The organism is Dysgonomonas sp. 521, from assembly GCF_010501055.1.
Taxonomy (GTDB): domain Bacteria; phylum Bacteroidota; class Bacteroidia; order Bacteroidales; family Dysgonomonadaceae; genus Dysgonomonas.
In genome coordinates this window covers 20,653-35,986 of the sequence record NZ_QVMO01000041.1, presented here as the reverse complement: position 1 = coordinate 35,986, position 15,334 = coordinate 20,653, and the positions used below count along the sequence as shown (strand labels likewise).

Here is a 15,334-nt window from a genome sequence, read left to right as displayed (position 1 = left end):
AGCCGGATACGCTGGAAGGTGTACGTCCGGTTCGGAGGCGAGTGCTTGGAAACCGACCATAGCAATATGATACGGCGCTGGGTGCTTAGCCTACATAATAAAGAACTTTTCCCCGTGGTCACAATCATTATTATGGAAGCGTTCCTGAACAAGATGCGCAGGCTGAAAGGCGTCCGAAAACAACTTATCGTGGAAGAAGCATGGAAGGCACTTTCGTCGGCAAATATGGCTGAATATCTCCGCTATATGTATAAGACGGTGCGTAAGTATTTCGGTGAGGCAATCGTGGTTACTCAGGAGGTCGATGATATTATTTCTTCGCCAGTGGTAAAAGAGAGTATCATCAATAATTCGGATTGTAAGATACTGCTCGACCAACGAAAATTCATGAACCGCTTCGATGCTATCCAGTCGCTACTCGGACTGACTGATAAGGAGCGTTCACAGATACTTTCCATCAATATGTCTAACCATCCCGCAAGGCTTTATAAAGAAGTCTGGATCGGTCTGGGCGGTGTGAAAAGTGCTGTCTATGCTACCGAAGTTTCCATGTCGGAATACCTGACTTATACAACCGAGGAATCGGAAAAAATGGAAGTAATGGAGTTGGCTGAAAAGCTGGGCGGCGATATTGAACTGGCGATAAAACAGCTTGCCGAGAGTAAGCAGTAACAAGTATTAAACCGGGGCGACCAACGCCCCATAAACCCCCAAAAAATCATGTTGGAAAAATTAAATAATGAGCAACTGGAAAAGTTGCTGCTTCACGCGATAGGGATGAACCGCATCCTGATGAAAGCATACCTGCCGAATATAGGCTCAGGAGAAGAAAAGGCTTTGGGTGAATCCTTTGATATACTCATGGAAGAGTTCGATGTGAAAGATTGTTTTTTGTCGGAGCCTGCGCCTTTGAGTAAAGGAGTTTCTTTCAGTGAAATTGCACAGCGGCCTTTCACAAGTGGATATGCAGAAGAACGCCGTCGTAAGGAGCAGGATATGAACCTTTTGTGCGGTCGATGGATGGCAGATAATGTCAGACGCGGCATCGAAATTTCCCGTGCAGGGGAACACTATGTCCTCACTTACCTCAAACGCAATGGAAGACCGTCCGATGATCGGTATGTTCTGATATGGATGGACGGGGATATCATCTTTTACGGAGACTGTGTTCGGATTATATCGGTCGCACTCAATACCCAAACTGATACATTAATGATTTCTCCGGGTACGGACTATACCCGTCAGACGGAAGAAATAAAGTAGGGAGGAAACGGTCATGTGCAAAAGAAACAGGAGTACGTCCGATCCGCTGAAATGCCAACAATATTTTCTGTTGGAAGAAATAAGAGGGAAATGGGTAAGCTGTGGCGGGGATAGTAGCCGGATGCCGGAAGTGCATATTTATCGCACAGGAGTTTATCATCACCGGATTAAATTCTCTTATGATCCTCATACGGTTTTCAACTGTCCTTTGTGGCATCGGTGGGGTGTAACCTTTTTCTATTTGTACGGGCGCATCCAACTGAGATACGATGCAGAAAGGGACATATTGACACTTTCGGACTATGGCGACTATTACAGGGCAGAGGAGTAGCGACCGGCTACTGCTCTCCCTTTCAAAAGAAGTATCAAACAAATAAAAAGTAAGAAACATGAAACGATTCATTTTAATAATGTGTGTCGCCGTTTTCGGCTTCACATTTCAGGCGAAAGCACAATGGGCGGTTCTCGATCCGTCCAATCTGGTGCAGAACATTCAACAGGTGGTTAAATCCTCTGCTACCGTAAACAATCTGGTAAGTAACGTAAAGGAAACTGTAAAAATCTACGAGCAGGGTAAGCAATACTACGATGCGCTTAAATCAGTCAATAACCTGATCAAAGATGCCCGCAAAGTAAAGCTGACTATCGAAATGATAAGCGAGATTACCAATATGTATTCCGGCGGATTCAACAGAATGGTATCCGATCCCAATTTCAGCGTGAACGAACTGGAAGCTATCGCGCTGGGTTATGCCAAGTTGTTGGAAGAAGGCGGGGCTTTGGTAACGGAACTGAAAAACATCGTTACACCCGGCAACGGACTCTCGCTGTCCGATAAGGAACGTATGGATGCAATAGATCAGATTTATACCAAGATGTGCGATTACCGCAACCTGACCAAGTATTATACCAATAAGAATATCTCCATTTCATTTATCCGCAGCCAGCAAAAGGGTGATATGGAGAGGGTACGTGCGCTCTATGGTAAACCAACGGAAAGATACTGGTAAGCCATGATGTTGTTAGCAGTAGATTTTGAAAACCTGCATCAGATTCTCCGGAATCTGTATCAGGACATGATGCCCCTTTGTGCCGACATGATCGGTGTCGCCAAAGGGGTGGCGGGTCTGGGTGCGTTGTTCTACGTGGCTTATCGTGTATGGAAGTCGCTGGCAAGCGCCGAACCTATTGACGTATTTCCACTCCTCAGACCATTCGCCATTGGTTTGTGTATAATGTTTTTCCCGACCATCGTTTTGGGTACTATCAATGCCGTTATGTCGCCCGTTGTAAAGGGTGCTCACGGCATTCTGGAAAGCCAGATAGAGAACGTGGAATCATTACAGCAACAACGGGATGCATTGGAATATGAGGCACGGGTGCGTGAGGGTAAAGAATGGCTTGTAAATGACGAGGTGTATGAGGAAAAATTCTCTGAACTTGGCATTCGTCAGCTCGGCACAATGGTGTCGATGTGGTGGGAACACACATGGTATAATATAAAAATGTGGTTCCGACAGCTTGTAAGCGATTTCTTTGAATTGCTCTACAACGCAGCCGGACTGACCATTGATACCTTGCGTACCTTCTTTCTGGTCGTCCTGGCTATTTTGGGGCCACTCTCTTTCGCACTCTCCATTTATGACGGATTCCAATCCACACTGACCAACTGGATAGCACGGTATATCAGTGTGTACCTGTGGTTGCCCGTGGCGGACATCTTTTCGGCGGTACTCTCTAAAATACAGGCTTTGATGCTTCAGGCGGATATTGTCGCACTCCAAGACCCGTCCTATATACCGGACGGAAGTAATGGTGTGTATATCATCTTCCTCATCATCGGTATCATCGGCTATTTCAGCGTACCGACCGTAGCCGAATGGATTATCCAATCAGGTGGCGGTGCAAGCGGTGCAATGGGTGGTATCGCCCGTGCCGGAGCATTTACGGCAGGTGTAGGTGGTGCTGTCGCCGGAAACCTAATGGGCAGAGCAGCGGGTGGAGGCAGCAAATCTTCCGGCGGTTCATCCGGCGGTGGTAGTGGTGGCGGAAGCGGCGGTAGTGGCCCTAACGGACAGAATTACCAGACAGGGGGCGGTGGCGGCCCTACACCGTAAACCGTCGATTTATCAATTTTAATCATTAAAAATATGGAGTTTAAATCATTAAAAAATATAGAAAGCAGTTTCAAACAGATACGGATATTCGGTATTGTTTTCCTCTGTTTGTGTGCGATAGTGGCGGTTTTCAGCGTAATCAAGTCCTATCAGTTTGCGGAAGCCCAGCGGCAGAAAATTTACATTTTGGACGAGGGTAAATCCCTTATGCTGGCACTCTCGCAAGACTTATCTCAAAACCGTCCGGTGGAAGCAAAAGAGCATATAAAAAGATTTCACGAACTCTTTTTCACGCTCTCGCCCGACCGTTCGGCTATCGAATCCAATATCAACCGGGCTTTGTTTCTGGTCGATAAAAGTGCCTTTGCGTATTATCAGGACATGCAGGAAAAGGGGTATTACAACCGGATTGTGTCGGGAAATATTAACCAGACCATTCAGGTGGATAGTGTGGCGATTGATATGGGTGCTTATCCCTACCGTGCCATGACTTACGCCCGGCAAATGATTATCCGTGAAAGTAATATCACTGAGCGTTCATTGGTTACCCGGTGTAACCTTATCAACTCGGTACGGAGTGATAACAATCCACACGGTTTTACGATGGAGAAGTTTGAAATAATCGAAAACCGCGACCTGCGGACATTAGCACGGTAAAAATCATGGCAAAGAAAAAGAAACGGATCAATCCCTTCGAATGGGTGAGCGACCGACTCCGCTATGCGTGCGGGTCGCTCAGTAAGGATGCCCGGATACTGATAACCATTTTCATGGTATTGACTTTAAGCGGGCTGTCTATCTACTTCACCATTTCTTCCATTTACCATATCGGTAAAGGAAACGGCGAAAGGATGCAGATACAGCATATCGAAAAGCTGGAACTGGAACTTCGGCAGAAGCAATCGCTGCTGGATAGTGTAAAACAAGTAAACGATTTTAATTATGAGTACGGAGAATTTGAATCAGAATAACGAAAAGCCTGTGGTGGAGAAAGAGAAAAAGGAACTCACGCCACAAGAGCTACAAAAGCGAAAGAAGATGATCATCTTCCCGCTATTGTTCCTGCTGTTCGCCGGGTCGATGTGGCTCATCTTCGCCCCGTCAGGGGAGAAAGAAGAGGAACAAAAGGTTGGTTTTAATACCGACCTGCCGACACCCAAAGAGAGCGGTATTGTGTCTGATAAGCGTGATGCCTATATGCAGGAAGCGATGCAAAATAAACAACAGGAAAAAATGCGTTCCTTACAGGATTTTGCCTTTAACCTGGGCGAAGAAAATGAAACCGGAAAAGAACAGGTGAAAATAACTCCACAATCGCCGGATTATTACGAAGAACCTACGTCGGGCAATCGAACGCCTTCCCGAAGTGGAAATGCTTTCCAGACTTCAAACAGCGCCTATCAGGATGTAAACCGTCAGTTAGGTAATTTCTATGAAGAACCCGCCACAAAAACGGACGAACAGGCGCAGCTTGCTTTGGAAGCACGCATACAGGAATTGGAACAGCGGCTAACAGAGGAACAGGAACGTAAGTCTTCCGAAGAAGAACAACTGGCGATGATTGAAAAATCCTACGCTATTGCCGCCCGCTATATGGGCGGCGGAGAACAGGCTTCCGGTGGCAATACGCCTGTGGGCAACACGACAAATGGCAAGGTAGCCGTACAACCTGTTACACAGGTACGCCACAATGTAGTATCGCTACTGGCTGCCCCGATGCCGGATTCTGTCTTTATGGAAGAATTTGTCAAGCCCCGGAATTGGGGATTCAATACAGTGGCGGGAAACGAAGATGTGAAAGAAAAAAACAGCATCAGGGCGTGTGTCTATCAGACAGTAACGATTACCGACGGGCAGGAAGTGGGTTTGCGTCTATTGGAACCCATGATGGCAGGGAATTATCGTATTCCCGCCAATACGGTGGTAACCGGCTCGGCACGTATCACTGGCGAAAGAATGGGCATTACCATTAATGCCATCCAACACGCCGGAAATGTTATCCCGGTTGAACTGCTGGTCTATGACTTAGACGGCGGGCAAGGGATTTCCGTTCCCGGCTCGGAGGAAATAAATGCCGTCAAAGAGATTGCCGCCAATATGGGGTCAGGTATGGGAAGTAGCATCACAATAACGGATGATGCCGGATCGCAACTGTTGGCCGACTTGGGGCGGAGTGCTATTCAGGGAGCATCACAGTATGTCAGCCGAAAAATGCGAACGGTAAAAATAACGCTCAAAGCAGGTTATCAAGTACTGTTACTTCCTCCATTGAAATAACATAATAACAAAACAGCCTGCGGCTGCCACTAAAATTCCATTTTATAACACTTTAAAAAACAAGTAATGAAAAAGTATTTTTTGATGTTCGCTTTCGTAGCGACAGTATTTGCGGCTAACGCACAGGAAGTAACCAAAGAAACGGTTACAGTAACACAGACCACCCCTACAACGGGCGACTACTATCAGGGCTTTACCCGCCCGCTGACATTCGACCGGATGATTCCACCCCACGCGCTGGAGGTAACATTCTCGAAAACCGTGCATATCATTTTCCCGTCCGCTATCCGCTATGTGGATTTAGGTTCGGCAGATCTGCTGGCAGCAAAAGCCGACGGAACGGAGAACGTGTTGCGTGTAAAAGCCGCCTTGCGTGATTTTAGCCGGGAGAGTAATCTGGCGGTAATTACAGAAGACGGAGCGTACTATACTTTTAATGTGAAGTATGCCGACGAACCGGTAAAGCTCTCTATCGAAATGACCGATTTTATCCATGACGGCGAAGCGACCAATAGACCGAATAATGCACTGGACATCTATATGCACGAACTCGGTCAGGAATCACCCTTGCTTGTCAAACTGATAATGAGGTCTATCTATAAGAACAACGACAGGGAAGTGAAGCATATCGGCAGTAAGCGTTTCGGCATCCAGTATCTACTCAAAGGAATTTATTCGCATAACGGATTACTGTATTTCCATTTGCAACTGAAAAACTCGTCCAATGTGCCTTTTGATGTAGACTATATCACGTTCAAGATTGTAGATAAAAAGGTGGCGAAGCGTACCGCCATTCAGGAGCAGGTTATCTGGCCGCTCAGGGCGCACAATAATGTAACGCTTATCGGTGGAAAAAAGAGTGAACGCTCCATATTTACCTTGCCGAAATTCACAATCCCGGACGATAAGCACCTTGTTATCGAACTTCATGAGAAAGAGGGCGGACGGCATCAGACCTTTACGGTAGAAAATGCCGATTTGATACGTGCAAAGGTTATCAACGAACTAAAAACGAAGTAATATGAAAAGGGCTGTGTTTTTTATTGTAGTGGCGTTGTGTCTTGTCATGGGAGGCAAAGCACACGCCCAACGCGCCCTGAAAGGGATGCGTGGCTTGGAACTTAGGGGCGGTATGGTCGATGGTTTTCATACATCAGACAACCGCAACGAATTGGGGTATTACTTCGGGATTGCCATGAGTACATACGCAAAGAACGCCAATAAATGGGTGTTCGGGGCGGAGTATCTGAACCGCTATTATCCCTATAAGGACGGGCGTATTCCTATGGCGCAGTTTACCGGAGAAGGTGGTTATTATTATAAGTTTCTCTCCGACGGCTCAAAGACTTTTTTCTTCTCTCTCGGCGCATCGGCGCTGGCCGGATATGAAACGGTGAATTGGGGCGACAAACTATTGTATGACGGCTCAACTATCCAAAATAAAGACCGATTCCTGTATGGTGGTGCGATTACGTTAGAGATTGAAACCTACCTGACGGATAGGGTTATCCTGCTTCTGACGGGACGTGAGCGTATTCTCTGGGGAACATCAAGCGGACACTTCCATACGCAGTTCGGTATCGGGCTTCGGTTTATGATAAATTAAAAACAGAAAAAAATGAAAAAGATAACATTCAAAAGGGCGCTTGCGCTCACGGCATGGCTGGCAGCCATCGTATTAATGTTTGCCGCTTGTGATGATGAATTGGACGTGAAACAGGTGTATAGCTTCGATTTGGAAACAATGCCCGTTCAGAAACGGATTACTGAAGGTGAAACTGTTGAAGTCAGGTGTCAGATAGTCAGAGAAGGCAATTACAGCGAAACGGCGTTCAAAATTCGTTATTTCCAACCTGACGGAAAAGGTGAGTTAAGACTGGACGACGGTACGGTATTCCTACCGAATGACCTGTACTTGTTGAAGAAAACAACCTTCCGACTTTATTATACTTCACATAGCACGGATCAGCAGGTTATTGACGTGTACATTGAAGATTCATTCGGGCAGGTAGTTCAAAAAACATTCTCGTTTCAGAATGCCAAAGGGGATGAAGAACCGGAGGAAGAATAGTCCAACAAAATAAAATAAGTAAAGTGCCCGGATTATTTCGGGTACTTACTTTAATTACAGATTGACTATGAAATACCTGATAATATTCTTAACCGTTTTGCTGTGTTTACCGGCATCGGGACAACCGTTTGGTTCTCTGAATAGAAAAATAGAAATAGAAGAATGTACGAAGCAGGCATATTCTATAAATGAATTTCAGCGAGTTGTCGATTCAATGCAAATGTCAATAGAAGAATTATGCGACTATCCCGTTATTTTTCCGGTTAAGGAGCCAATACGCATTTCTTCGAGGTTTGGATGGCGTGTTCATCCTGTTTACAGGATAAGGAAATTTCATACAGGGATTGACATTCCAAAAACTAAAGGCACACCTGTGTATGCCACCGGAAACGGAATTGTAACCCGCAAAGGTTATTGTTCTGGGTATGGAAACTTCATTGAGATTAAACACGCTGGCGGTTTCTGTTCGTTCTATGCACATTTAAGCAGAACAATGGTAAATACAGGAGATTTGGTAAGTATAACCCAGCAAATAGCCTGTGTTGGTAATACAGGAATAGCAACAGGTAATCACCTTCATTATGAAATAAGGAAGGGGAAACGCTATCTGAATCCGACCGGGTGGTGTGGTTTCCTATTTAATAAGCACCTTTAGACAACTCTTTGAGAAGCACCTGTCAAGCTATTTTGTCAGGTGTTTTTTTATGGGTATTTTTGTAGGCAAGAAATAAATACGAATAAAATAACATGGAAGCAACCTTTATTACACTAAATAAAGAGAATATCGGGAAAGAACATATTTGCTGCGCCTTTTCCGACAAAAAGTGTAAAGACAGCTATGAGTTGAAAAAGGAGTGGTTGAAAAAGGAGTTCGACAACGGGTATGTTTTCAGACGATTGGACGAGCGTGCAAAGGTGTTCATCGAATATACTCCTGCAGAAAAGGCATGGGTTCCTGTCGAGGCTCCTAATTGGCTCATGATAAACTGCTTCTGGGTGTCGGGACAATATAAAGGGAAGGGCTATGCCAAAGCCCTGCTTCAAACAGCCATCGACGATGCAAAGCGACAAGGGAAAGAGGGTTTAGTAACCGTAGTCGGGACAAAGAAGTTTCACTTTATGAGTGATCCTAAATGGTTTATCCGACAAGGATTTGAAACAGTTCAAACACTTCCTTCTGGATTCAGCTTGCTCGCACTGAAATTAAAGCCGGAAGCCGATACTCCATCATTCAATGAGAGCACCTTAAGCGGAGAATGCCCCGATAAGAATGGTATAGTGGTTTATTATTCCAACCGTTGTCCATTTACGGAATATCACATCCAAAATTCATTGCAGGAAACGGCACAGAAAAGAAATCTTCCGTTGAAGATTATCAAATTTACCTGCATGGAAGAAGCCAAAGCTTCTCCTACTCCGGCAACTATATTCAGCTTGTATTACAATGGAAAATTCGTCACCACCGACCTTAGTGCTTGTATGGATAGTCGTTTCGATAAAGTAATAAAGATATGAAGAAAATAGGAATAATACGTTGTCAGCAAACAGAGGATATGTGTCCGGGAACGACCTGTTTCAAGGTTGCCACAGGTGGTAAACTTGCATTTGCCGAATATGGAGAATGTGAAATAGTAGGTTTCGTTACTTGTGGCGGATGCCCCGGCAAACGTTCAGTTCCTCGTGCCAAGATGTTGGTAGATCGTGGAGCGGAAATAATAGCCTTTGCATCATGTATTTTTAAAGGAACACCCATAGGTTTTCCTTGTCCCAATGCAGAAATGATGAAAAAAAGTATTCAGAAAAAGATAGGCGATGATGTTATAATTTTGGATTACACACATTAATCTAAACGAATATCGGGAACGCCGGTTCCTGTGCTGATATTCATGCAGTCTGACATTAACGATATCTGTTTAAAGCAATATTTTTACCAGTCTGTGTTTTGAAATTATTTGCAACAAACTGTTTTAGAGTTACTTCATTCTGAATGCAGTCCATTATCTGCATATTCTCTATCAAGTCGGCTTCCCATAGTATTTGGAAATCAATATCGTCTATGTTTTCGGGCGTATGGTGGTTACCAACGATATAGCATACTCTATCAATAATAGATTGTTCGTAATTTTGTTCCTGCATAATCTCTGCGGCAATGGGTACTCCTTCCAGTTCCTGAAAATGTCCTTCCATGCTACCATGCTTCTTTTGGGCTTCAATCGCTCCTATATCATGCAGGACGGCAGCTAATTCAATAATTACTCCATATTTTAAGCGGTCTGTTTTTTCTTCCGTTATAATCTGACGGGCATTATCCAAAACTTTCATTGTATGGTCGATGCCATAAGGTACGGATTCAAAAACAATTTCCATAGTTTTGATAACAGCTTCTAATTTTGTAGCATAAATGGATCTTTCTTTCCGTTTTTGTTCCTTCTCTCTTTTCTTTTGCTCCTTATTGACTTTACTGCCTGCAATAATATCCTTTAAGGAACGGACTGTTGCAGGTTCTTTCCGCTTGAAACGTTTGAAGTATATTTCTTCAATAAATTGAGGTAGCGGGGCTTTCCACAGTTCCTGTTTATGGTTGTCTATCTTGCCCAACTTATCGGGGTTCAATCCTAACTCACGAGCCATTTGGACGTGTTTGTCGGACAATTTATATTTCTTTTGGGCAACCACCCATTTTTCTATTTTTACTGCCATAATTGATACTTCACCACAAAGATACGGATTTGCTTAAAACGCAAATAGCATTCAAATAGTTTTTGGTAAACCTTTTGATTTTAAGAGGGCTGTAAATATCCAGATAGGATGAGATACAAAGACCGGAATATGATATATTTAGGAAAAAGATGTATCTTTGTAGTCCGGCATGGGGCGAATAAATTCCCGTGTCCGTAGTGTAGGAAAGAACAACATATTAGGGGCTTTAGAAAACAGCCAATTTACAAAAGCTCACCCGAATATGATAGTTTCTCTTTCTGCCTGATCGTGTATATGTGCAAAATCATATATCGAAAGGGCGTAAGATTACGAACTATCAGTGGGCGGGCGCTTGGCTGTGCCTCTAAAGCCGATGTGTTTGTAACTCTTGCGCCTGTTTTCGTTTAATGATTTTAAGATTACGAACATGAGTACATCCGAAGAAGTTTCTAAAAAGAGTTGTGGCGGATTAACCCGCTCAGAAGTTACAAATCTGTTGCAGTCAGTCATTGGACTGCATGGTATCGAGGTAAAAGACGACCGTATTGAATTTCCGGGCGTTCATCCTTCTGCTAATGTTCTTGAATCCGAATTGTCGGATGAAATAAAAACGACAGTTATCCTTTATAAAGATATAACGTCTATATCTCCTTTTGAGGCTCGTATTGAGGTGTTGTTACAGTGTGGCGAACTCTATATCTTTTCTATAACAGACAACGTTAAAACGCATATAAATACGCATAGCGACGGCAAAAGCGCCAAATCAGAGAAGCCAACTACGGCACAAGATGTAGCCGGGAATATATGGGACGGATTGGAAAAAACACTGGCTTCCGGAAAGAAATAGAGCTGAATAAGCGGAGGTTGATAACTTATTGAAAAACACTTGTCAAGCAATTTTTGTCAGGTGTTTTTTTATGCGTATTTTTGCAGAAATCGCAGACTGATTAAATATGCAAAAAGCAATACAGGAATATTTGGATGTTTTAGGGGTATCCGAAAAAGATTTACTAAAGGATTTAAGAGGATATTATAAACCCTCTTTTTTTTATATTTATTTGAAAGGTAGTTTTAATACAGATGTAGGACTTTTATCTATTAAAGACCGAGGAACATTTGTTCATGAGTACATTCATTATATTCAAAACATTGCGACTTATTGGGGATTATATACCAGTATTGTCCGATATCAGGAATTGACAGAATTTAAGTCCCATTTAATTACTTCCGATAATTTAGAAATTCCGATTATTATAGACTACTCTGAAAATCTAAAGAGGAAAATAGATCGGGTTAAATTTGGAAATGGGTCGTTCTTGTTTAACGATGATAGGTCATGGAATATCAATGGTAATCAGGAGATAGCGATTAAAAAAAATGTAGTTAACTTGCATGGTAACGATAGCGAAAATATCAAATTAACTATAAAATTTGAAGACGGAAGGATTGAACAAATTGATTTAGGAGCACATATCATAAAGGAGAGTATGGCTGCTATGTGTCAAAGTTTAGTGGATGCAGATGCAGAACATGATGATGTCCCCTATAATCTTATTAAAATACTATGCAATCAACACTTCTCCAATATATGCAATGATACAGAAAAATTAATATGTATTTGTTATACATCGTTATTTAGTATGTCTCCTGGCTCTGAGTTAATCTCGCTACTGGCGAGAGCATCAGCAGAGCCGAATATGGATGGAATGAGTATTTTTAGTGAGTTTGTTGATACTAAAACTATCGTAGATAAAGAAGGGAATGGGCACAATATTGAGGATTACTTTGACATTCTTGTTAATGGGTTTAAAAAATCATTAGACACTAATCTACAAGCGGATTTAGATTATATTGACAAGGCATTAGAACGGATTAGGCTATCCAATAGAGCGGTTCCATATTTAACCATATTGTATGATCCCGACAAATTATCAGTAGATAATATAAATGCAATAGTAGGTTATTTCGGTATTCCATATATTCAGACACTGAATAATGGTTATCACTTTCCCCAATCGACAAAAGAAGGTGCAGCAGAAGATGAATCATCGGTTGATGTATTGGAACTTATTGCGCAAGAAGCAATGTTCTCGTACATGACCAGACCGAGAAGAGATAAGATATGTCCGTTATACTATATGTGTTCAGGAAGTGAATACGATAAAACTGGATGTATTGGTGCTCCGTGGGATGAACCTTTATGTTCTTTTACAATAGTTAGTTCTCCTTTCTCACTAAATGAGAAAACGATTACATGGCGATTTTGAATTTAAGTTTTTATAGAAATATTTGGTTGGAAAATGATTAGTTGTATATTATTATGATTCCCCAAGAGAGTAATATTATAGGTAAAGGGGGGCACTGGATTGTAGAACGTATTACAATCAATGAGAACGGTCAAGAAGTTTCCGTTGTGAGAAAACATGGTAAACCGGGTAAAGTGGATGAAAATATAGCTGCATTTGAACTTATCTCTAAAGCAGGTTTACCGACCCTTAAAAAGTATGTCAAAATAAGTGAACAGGAGATTGAAGCTGAAGATCTGAATGCAGATACATCCTGTGGATATTTTGTTAGCCCAAACACTGTACGGGGGTGTTCAACGTGTGGAGATATATTTATGAAAATCATAAATTCTGATAGCCCCACCCAATTTGAGAATGAGCAGTGTAAAGAGTTCGACTTCAACGGAATTATCAAAAGAATATCAGAAAATGGCATTGATAAAGTCGCAGAGGAAGGAGTTTTTGACCAATTAAGAGATAAAAAAATTGTTAGAGGTGCTGAAGGAGAGGTGTATAATAATAGAGTAAGCTATATCAGTAACTTAAATTCTTTTTGGCTTTATGCTAAAGGTGATATGGGAAAGGCATCTAAAAATAATATAGAATTATATCCTGATGCTTTCTTCTTTAAAGTAAATCCCAATAGTGGTGAGATTGAATATACGATAGCTGATTTTGATTGCATACGGGATTTAAGTCGTTTTAATGACTGCTATGACGCTCTAATAAAGGGCAATGTTGACCATTTGAAAACAGCATTATATGAGTATATAATGTTTTTCGTTATTGAGGAAAAACAAGATGAGTATATTGAACGTGTTAACAATTTCAAATAGAAATTTTCAGTTAAGGGCTTTTTGTTACTTTTTCTCCCGCTCATTCTCCGGCTCATGGAAAAAGTAACGGCGGAAAAAATCCGCCGTCCGTTTATGTTATATCAGTTCCAAACATATCATTGAAGAACGTTACAAGTTCTTCCCTGTGTAAACTATCCCAATACAAGGATGCAGGATGATACGGCTCATGCCGACCAATTTCATAGGCAATGTCCATTTTCGTGAAACGCTTGCCTTGATTATAACGCATTTCAGTACCTTCTAACCAACGTGAACGACGGTTTTGCTGTTGAATCGGGAGTAGCTGTTCCAACATATAGGCATAATTTTCGCCTACGGTATGTCCGCATTCCATTTTATATGGACTGTCTTTACAACGCTTACATTCGTCAATGGCAGCATCCAAATCGGTTACTTCGATTGTTGCCCCTGTGAGGTCTTTAATTTTAAGTTCCATTTCATTGATTTTTTGATTTATACCAACTATCCCTGTAATTCTCTCCGATGAGCGAGAAAACCCCTGTTTCCTCGCTCTCTTGGGCGTATTTCTTGGCTTCGTGTATGGTCGGAAACTCACCCAATTTCCGAAAGCCAATGAATAGTATATACATGGCTTATATCATATCATGGATTGTTGATGCGATATTACCAGATAACCACTCTTTGACATGGTTCATATTGTATTCAGATGTGATAATAGCCGTATGAGTGTCGATTTGTGTAAAACGGGTACTTTCATAACTGTCTATCCACTCTTTAAGGTTTACTGCACCCCAATTTTTATATCCGTCTGCAAACATTTTGTCTATTTCTTCAATGCTCCGTGCAAACTCTACCTTAGTGGTTTTGTAGTTTTCATCTATTATTTCAAGGTGTCGGAGTGAGCCGAAATCGTCATGCAGACGGGCAAATGACCATCCTGTTTGATAAAGACCGTTTCCCCATTGATGAGGTTTATCGTAGTGTACCAATACTTCTGCGGTGTGTTCACTTATTTTTATATCCTCGATTATTCCCGTAACCATAAGTCCGCTAAATACGCACTTGCATCGTTTTCCAATCAATTCTTCGTTTACTTCTTTTGCTTTCATATCATCATTTATTTAAAGGCATTATTTAATAGGCAGTCTTCTATATCATCGTAGATGTCGTTAAACCTGTCTTGATATTCTTCGTAAAATGAGCCGTTTTCGTCGCACATATCCTCACGGTCTTTGTTATACTCGGCTTCAAGTTGCAGGTCTGCCAATTCGCTAATGATTTCTATTTGCAAGGAGTGCGCATCGTCTTCGTCAAGTGTTATTATACCTTTACAGTGTTTCCAATATGTATGAATATTCTCTCTATCCTGTTGTTGCACCTTACCCCAAAATATACGGTAATGATAATCCGTTGCCGTTTGGCTGTCTATACCCGAAATGACCGATTTTATTTCGTTGGTCATAAACTCCCACCATTGGTCGGCATCCCTATACCATTGGTATGGGTTATCCTGTATTACATTGTCCTTTAGAGCGTAGATATTGTGTGTATGCAAATAGCATCCTGCATTCCTTCGCCAGCACAACCGCAACCAATCTTCATTACCTGTTCCCTCTAACTCCCTGTACTTTTCAAGGGCTTCTTCCACGCCTGAAACATAGATTATTTTCCTGTTGTTGTTGATGGCGTTTGCTAACGTGTAGGCGTACAAATCTGCATCACAGTGATGAAGGAAGTTTGTACCTCTTACGCTAAAGCCGTTCTCTGTTTTTACTATTCTACACCTTTTCATATCATTATGTA

At 42.2% G+C, this 15,334-nt stretch carries 21 protein-coding genes and 1 pseudogene; 17 read left to right on the top strand and 5 right to left on the bottom strand.

Annotation, left to right across the window (positions count from 1 at the left end):
• The 14 genes from D0T84_RS12615 to D0T84_RS12550 form a co-directional block, all read left to right on the top strand.
• Positions 1 to 672: TraG family conjugative transposon ATPase (locus D0T84_RS12615; protein WP_163308227.1), on the top strand; the 672-nt coding region annotated here is incomplete at its 5' end.
• A 48-nt stretch (positions 673 to 720) separates the two neighbouring features.
• Positions 721 to 1,263 (top strand): DUF3876 domain-containing protein, encoded by a 543-nt coding sequence (locus tag D0T84_RS12610; protein WP_163308226.1) that lies wholly within the window; start codon positions 721 to 723, stop codon positions 1,261 to 1,263.
• Positions 1,264 to 1,333: 70 nt separating this feature from the next.
• Positions 1,334 to 1,594, top strand: coding sequence for a hypothetical protein (locus D0T84_RS12605; protein WP_163308225.1), 261 nt, complete (start codon positions 1,334 to 1,336; stop codon positions 1,592 to 1,594).
• 58 nt (positions 1,595 to 1,652) lie between these two features.
• The gene (locus D0T84_RS12600) at positions 1,653 to 2,273 is read left to right on the top strand and encodes a DUF4141 domain-containing protein (protein WP_163308224.1); all 621 of its coding nucleotides are present in this window, start codon (positions 1,653 to 1,655) and stop codon (positions 2,271 to 2,273) included.
• A 3-nt stretch (positions 2,274 to 2,276) separates the two neighbouring features.
• Positions 2,277 to 3,380, top strand: coding sequence for a conjugative transposon protein TraJ (gene traJ, locus D0T84_RS12595; RefSeq protein WP_163308223.1), 1,104 nt, complete (start codon positions 2,277 to 2,279; stop codon positions 3,378 to 3,380).
• Between the two features lie 33 nt (positions 3,381 to 3,413).
• Positions 3,414 to 4,037 carry a conjugative transposon protein TraK gene (traK, locus tag D0T84_RS12590; RefSeq protein ID WP_163308222.1) on the top strand — a complete coding sequence of 208 codons (624 nt, stop codon included), beginning with the start codon at positions 3,414 to 3,416 and terminating at the stop codon, positions 4,035 to 4,037.
• Between the two features lie 5 nt (positions 4,038 to 4,042).
• Positions 4,043 to 4,351, top strand: a complete 309-nt coding sequence (locus D0T84_RS12585; protein ID WP_163308221.1) for a TraL conjugative transposon family protein — start codon at positions 4,043 to 4,045, stop codon at positions 4,349 to 4,351.
• On the top strand, positions 4,323 to 5,657 hold the full coding sequence (traM, locus tag D0T84_RS12580; RefSeq protein WP_163308220.1) for a conjugative transposon protein TraM: 1,335 nt from the start codon (positions 4,323 to 4,325) through the stop codon (positions 5,655 to 5,657). The genes D0T84_RS12585 and traM overlap by 29 nt, the downstream gene beginning before the upstream one ends.
• Positions 5,658 to 5,723: 66 nt before the next feature.
• Entirely contained in the window at positions 5,724 to 6,677 is a 954-nt protein-coding gene (gene traN / locus D0T84_RS12575; RefSeq protein WP_163308219.1) for a conjugative transposon protein TraN, read from the top strand.
• A gap of 1 nt (position 6,678) precedes the next feature.
• Positions 6,679 to 7,263 carry a conjugal transfer protein TraO gene (locus D0T84_RS12570; RefSeq protein ID WP_163308218.1) on the top strand — a complete coding sequence of 195 codons (585 nt, stop codon included), beginning with the start codon at positions 6,679 to 6,681 and terminating at the stop codon, positions 7,261 to 7,263.
• Between the two features lie 12 nt (positions 7,264 to 7,275).
• The gene (locus D0T84_RS12565; RefSeq protein ID WP_163308217.1) at positions 7,276 to 7,728 is read left to right on the top strand and encodes a DUF3872 domain-containing protein; all 453 of its coding nucleotides are present in this window, start codon (positions 7,276 to 7,278) and stop codon (positions 7,726 to 7,728) included.
• A 67-nt stretch (positions 7,729 to 7,795) separates the two neighbouring features.
• On the top strand, positions 7,796 to 8,383 hold the full coding sequence (locus tag D0T84_RS12560; protein ID WP_185155737.1) for a M23 family metallopeptidase: 588 nt from the start codon (positions 7,796 to 7,798) through the stop codon (positions 8,381 to 8,383).
• 92 nt (positions 8,384 to 8,475) lie between these two features.
• Positions 8,476 to 9,243, top strand: coding sequence for a GNAT family N-acetyltransferase (locus D0T84_RS12555; protein ID WP_163308216.1), 768 nt, complete (start codon positions 8,476 to 8,478; stop codon positions 9,241 to 9,243).
• The gene (locus D0T84_RS12550; protein ID WP_163308215.1) at positions 9,240 to 9,572 is read left to right on the top strand and encodes a CGGC domain-containing protein; all 333 of its coding nucleotides are present in this window, start codon (positions 9,240 to 9,242) and stop codon (positions 9,570 to 9,572) included. Before D0T84_RS12555 ends, D0T84_RS12550 begins: the two co-directional genes overlap by 4 nt.
• Before the next feature lie 55 nt (positions 9,573 to 9,627).
• On the opposite strand, the gene D0T84_RS12545 is transcribed toward D0T84_RS12550, so the two are convergent.
• Both D0T84_RS12545 and D0T84_RS12540 read right to left on the bottom strand, forming a co-directional pair.
• A complete protein-coding gene (locus D0T84_RS12545; protein ID WP_255495348.1) occupies positions 9,628 to 10,050 on the bottom strand; it encodes an HD domain-containing protein in 423 nt (140 codons plus the stop codon).
• Between the two features lie 84 nt (positions 10,051 to 10,134).
• Positions 10,135 to 10,428, bottom strand: a pseudogene (locus tag D0T84_RS12540) (hypothetical protein); the annotation flags it as partial.
• Positions 10,429 to 10,855: 427 nt separating this feature from the next.
• Between D0T84_RS12540 and D0T84_RS22980 the strand changes: the two are divergent.
• The 3 genes from D0T84_RS22980 to D0T84_RS12525 all read left to right on the top strand — a co-directional run bounded on the left by D0T84_RS22980 (position 10,856) and on the right by D0T84_RS12525 (position 13,549).
• Positions 10,856 to 11,275, top strand: coding sequence for a hypothetical protein (locus tag D0T84_RS22980; RefSeq protein ID WP_255495344.1), 420 nt, complete (start codon positions 10,856 to 10,858; stop codon positions 11,273 to 11,275).
• A gap of 106 nt (positions 11,276 to 11,381) precedes the next feature.
• A complete protein-coding gene (locus tag D0T84_RS12530) occupies positions 11,382 to 12,695 on the top strand; it encodes a hypothetical protein (protein WP_163308214.1) in 1,314 nt (437 codons plus the stop codon).
• 53 nt (positions 12,696 to 12,748) lie between these two features.
• Entirely contained in the window at positions 12,749 to 13,549 is an 801-nt protein-coding gene (locus D0T84_RS12525; protein ID WP_163308213.1) for a hypothetical protein, read from the top strand.
• Positions 13,550 to 13,640: 91 nt separating this feature from the next.
• Here the strand turns inward: D0T84_RS12525 and D0T84_RS22975 are convergent, their stop codons facing one another.
• The 3 genes from D0T84_RS22975 to D0T84_RS12510 form a co-directional block, all read right to left on the bottom strand.
• Positions 13,641 to 14,006 carry a hypothetical protein gene (locus D0T84_RS22975; protein WP_255495343.1) on the bottom strand — a complete coding sequence of 122 codons (366 nt, stop codon included), beginning with the start codon at positions 14,004 to 14,006 and terminating at the stop codon, positions 13,641 to 13,643.
• A gap of 157 nt (positions 14,007 to 14,163) precedes the next feature.
• On the bottom strand, positions 14,164 to 14,640 hold the full coding sequence (locus D0T84_RS12515; RefSeq protein WP_163308212.1) for a hypothetical protein: 477 nt from the start codon (positions 14,638 to 14,640) through the stop codon (positions 14,164 to 14,166).
• An 8-nt stretch (positions 14,641 to 14,648) separates the two neighbouring features.
• Positions 14,649 to 15,323: a hypothetical protein gene (locus tag D0T84_RS12510; protein ID WP_163308211.1), complete on the bottom strand. Its 675-nt coding sequence runs from the start codon at positions 15,321 to 15,323 to the stop codon at positions 14,649 to 14,651.
• Positions 15,324 to 15,334 lie beyond the last annotated feature (11 nt).

Coding starts and splice junctions, on each gene's coding strand:
- D0T84_RS12610 (WP_163308226.1), top strand. CDS start 721: ATGTTGGAAAAATTAAATAATGAGCAACTGGAAAAGTTGCTGCTTCAC.
- D0T84_RS12600 (WP_163308224.1), top strand. CDS start 1,653: ATGAAACGATTCATTTTAATAATGTGTGTCGCCGTTTTCGGCTTCACA.
- traJ (WP_163308223.1), top strand. CDS start 2,277: ATGATGTTGTTAGCAGTAGATTTTGAAAACCTGCATCAGATTCTCCGG.
- traK (WP_163308222.1), top strand. CDS start 3,414: ATGGAGTTTAAATCATTAAAAAATATAGAAAGCAGTTTCAAACAGATA.
- D0T84_RS12585 (WP_163308221.1), top strand. CDS start 4,043: ATGGCAAAGAAAAAGAAACGGATCAATCCCTTCGAATGGGTGAGCGAC.
- traM (WP_163308220.1), top strand. CDS start 4,323: ATGAGTACGGAGAATTTGAATCAGAATAACGAAAAGCCTGTGGTGGAG.
- traN (WP_163308219.1), top strand. CDS start 5,724: ATGAAAAAGTATTTTTTGATGTTCGCTTTCGTAGCGACAGTATTTGCG.
- D0T84_RS12570 (WP_163308218.1), top strand. CDS start 6,679: ATGAAAAGGGCTGTGTTTTTTATTGTAGTGGCGTTGTGTCTTGTCATG.
- D0T84_RS12565 (WP_163308217.1), top strand. CDS start 7,276: ATGAAAAAGATAACATTCAAAAGGGCGCTTGCGCTCACGGCATGGCTG.
- D0T84_RS12560 (WP_185155737.1), top strand. CDS start 7,796: ATGAAATACCTGATAATATTCTTAACCGTTTTGCTGTGTTTACCGGCA.
- D0T84_RS12555 (WP_163308216.1), top strand. CDS start 8,476: ATGGAAGCAACCTTTATTACACTAAATAAAGAGAATATCGGGAAAGAA.
- D0T84_RS12550 (WP_163308215.1), top strand. CDS start 9,240: ATGAAGAAAATAGGAATAATACGTTGTCAGCAAACAGAGGATATGTGT.
- D0T84_RS12545 (WP_255495348.1), bottom strand. CDS start 10,050: ATGAAAGTTTTGGATAATGCCCGTCAGATTATAACGGAAGAAAAAACA.
- D0T84_RS22980 (WP_255495344.1), top strand. CDS start 10,856: ATGAGTACATCCGAAGAAGTTTCTAAAAAGAGTTGTGGCGGATTAACC.
- D0T84_RS12530 (WP_163308214.1), top strand. CDS start 11,382: ATGCAAAAAGCAATACAGGAATATTTGGATGTTTTAGGGGTATCCGAA.
- D0T84_RS12525 (WP_163308213.1), top strand. CDS start 12,749: ATGATTCCCCAAGAGAGTAATATTATAGGTAAAGGGGGGCACTGGATT.
- D0T84_RS22975 (WP_255495343.1), bottom strand. CDS start 14,006: ATGGAACTTAAAATTAAAGACCTCACAGGGGCAACAATCGAAGTAACC.
- D0T84_RS12515 (WP_163308212.1), bottom strand. CDS start 14,640: ATGAAAGCAAAAGAAGTAAACGAAGAATTGATTGGAAAACGATGCAAG.
- D0T84_RS12510 (WP_163308211.1), bottom strand. CDS start 15,323: ATGAAAAGGTGTAGAATAGTAAAAACAGAGAACGGCTTTAGCGTAAGA.